Genomic DNA, 2,014 nt, shown 5'->3' with positions numbered 1-2,014 from the left:
CTCGGTGACCGTGTCGAAGATCTTCTCGACCTTGAGCTTGACCTCTTCGGCCGAGTTGCCCTTCAGCTCGCCGGCGACCTGGATGAGGCCGCCGCCGTTCGCCACGTAGTCAGGGGTCCAGGTGATGCCGCGGTCGCGGAGGATGTTCTCGACCTCGGGGACGGTGAGCTGGTTGTTGGCAGCGCCGCAGACAACCTCGGCCTTGATCGAGCGTGCGGTCGTGTCTGTGAGGGTTGCGCCCATCGCGCAGGGTGCGTAAACGTCGAGATCGGCGTCGATGATGCTGTCGACGATGCTCACCTGCGGGAAGTCAGCCTTGACACGGTCGAGCGCTGCGGCGTTGACGTCGGTCGCGAGAACGGTTGCGCCGTCTGCGAGGAGGAGCTTGATCAGCTCGTAGCCGACCTTGCCTGTGCCCTCGACACCAACAGTCTTGCCTGCGAGCGACGGAGTGCCCCAATGCGACTGTGCCGCGGCGCGCATCGACTGGAATACGCCGAGGGCCGTCATCGGAGCGCTGTCGCCGGAACCGCCGACCGTGGCGTTGCGGCCGACGACGTAGTCGGTGTTACGACCGATGATGTCGAGATCGTTGGAGTTGGTTCCGACGTCACCAGCGGTGATGTAGCGGCCGCCGAGGGTCTGGACGAATTTTGCGTAGGCGCCGAGCAATTCGTCGGTCTTGGCCGTTGCGGGGTCGCCGATGATGACAGCCTTGCCGCCGCCGAGGTCGACGCCGGCAACCGCAGCCTTGTAGGTCATGCCGCGCGAGAGGCGCAAAACGTCTGTGACTGCGGCAGATTCGTCGGAGTACGGGTAGAAGCGCGTTCCGCCGAGCGCGGGGCCGAGCGGCGTGGAGTGGTTGGCGACGATGGCCTTGAGGCCGCTCGCGGGATCCTGGAAGAAGCTCACCTGCTCGTGGGGGTAATCGCGCAGGTAGTCGGCGCGATCGAACACGCCCGCAGTGTCGCCATGGGAAACAACGGAGTTCACGGGCTCGGCGGTGAGAGTCATTGTGGGATAGACCTTTCCGAAGGATTAACGGGGCGCAGTCGAAATATTGGGACGAATTGGCCATTGGGTACTATTGGGGACAAATAACCCAAAGAGAATCCCGCTGAGCAATTCGTGGAACCAATGCTCTGCCTGAGTTACGATTTGGTCAATGCAAATCTCTTGAACTAGTCAATTCGATCATCCAGTGACTCATATCACTGAGGAGAGGTTCACAAAGTGCTCAGCATCGACAAGCTCGACGTCCAGTTGCTCGGTCTGCTCAGCAAGGACTCGAGGATGAGTGTGGCCGAGTTGGCCAACTCGTTGGGCGTCGCCCGCAACACCGTCCAGTCGCGAATGAAGCGCATGGAATCCAACGGACTTCTCACCGGGTTTCGGCCGAATCTCAATCTCCCCGAGGTCGGTATCCCGATTCAGGCATTTGTCGGTCTGGAACTCGAGCAGGGCAAGATCAGTGCAGTCGCTCGGAGTCTGACCGAGTTGCCCGAGGTGATCGAAATTCACGCCACAACCGGTCGCGAGGATTTGCTCGTTCGCGTCGCCACCTCGACGCACGCGGCGCTGCAGAAGTTGGCCGAGCAGATCGTGTCACTTCCAGGCGTCACGCATTCGACCACGACCATCGCTCTGACCAATCCCCTTCCGTATCGAATTCAGCCTCTTCTCGAGCACCTCACCAATGACGCCGGATGGGGTCGTTCGACCGCCTTCCCCCGTCAGCAGGACTAGGACGGGTGGTCGCGTCGATGCTTCCAAGTGCGCTAGTTTCATGGTTATGAGTGAGATCCAGGGACAGCGCATCGCGTTCATTCAGGCGACGTGGCATCGCAACATCGTCGACCGTGCACGCGACGGATTCACCGACGCGATCGTCGAGCTCGGCTACCCCAAGAACACGGTTGATTTCTTCGAGGTACCGGGAGCTTTCGAGATCCCGCTGCACGCCCGGCGGTTGGCCAAGAGCGGCCGCTACCAGGCGATCGTTGCCGCAGGTCTG

Annotated in this window: 3 protein-coding genes; 2 read left to right on the top strand and 1 reads right to left on the bottom strand. The window is 61.4% G+C overall.

What is annotated here, in order from left to right:
* A partial coding sequence (locus A2J01_RS14920; protein WP_064113000.1) for a Glu/Leu/Phe/Val family dehydrogenase occupies positions 1 to 1,014 on the bottom strand: 1,014 nt, incomplete at its 3' end.
* A gap of 219 nt (positions 1,015 to 1,233) precedes the next feature.
* Here A2J01_RS14920 and A2J01_RS14915 point away from each other — a divergent pair.
* Together A2J01_RS14915 and A2J01_RS14910 are read left to right on the top strand one after the other, a co-directional pair.
* Entirely contained in the window at positions 1,234 to 1,746 is a 513-nt protein-coding gene (locus tag A2J01_RS14915) for an Lrp/AsnC family transcriptional regulator (protein ID WP_003941343.1), read from the top strand.
* A gap of 46 nt (positions 1,747 to 1,792) precedes the next feature.
* On the top strand, positions 1,793 to 2,014 hold a 222-nt coding region (locus A2J01_RS14910), incomplete at its 3' end, for a 6,7-dimethyl-8-ribityllumazine synthase (protein WP_197494227.1).

Origin of the sequence: Rhodococcus sp. EPR-134 (assembly GCF_001647205.1) — a bacterium.
Taxonomy (GTDB): domain Bacteria; phylum Actinomycetota; class Actinomycetes; order Mycobacteriales; family Mycobacteriaceae; genus Rhodococcus_F; species Rhodococcus_F qingshengii.
This window is presented reverse-complemented; position numbering and strand designations above follow the sequence as displayed.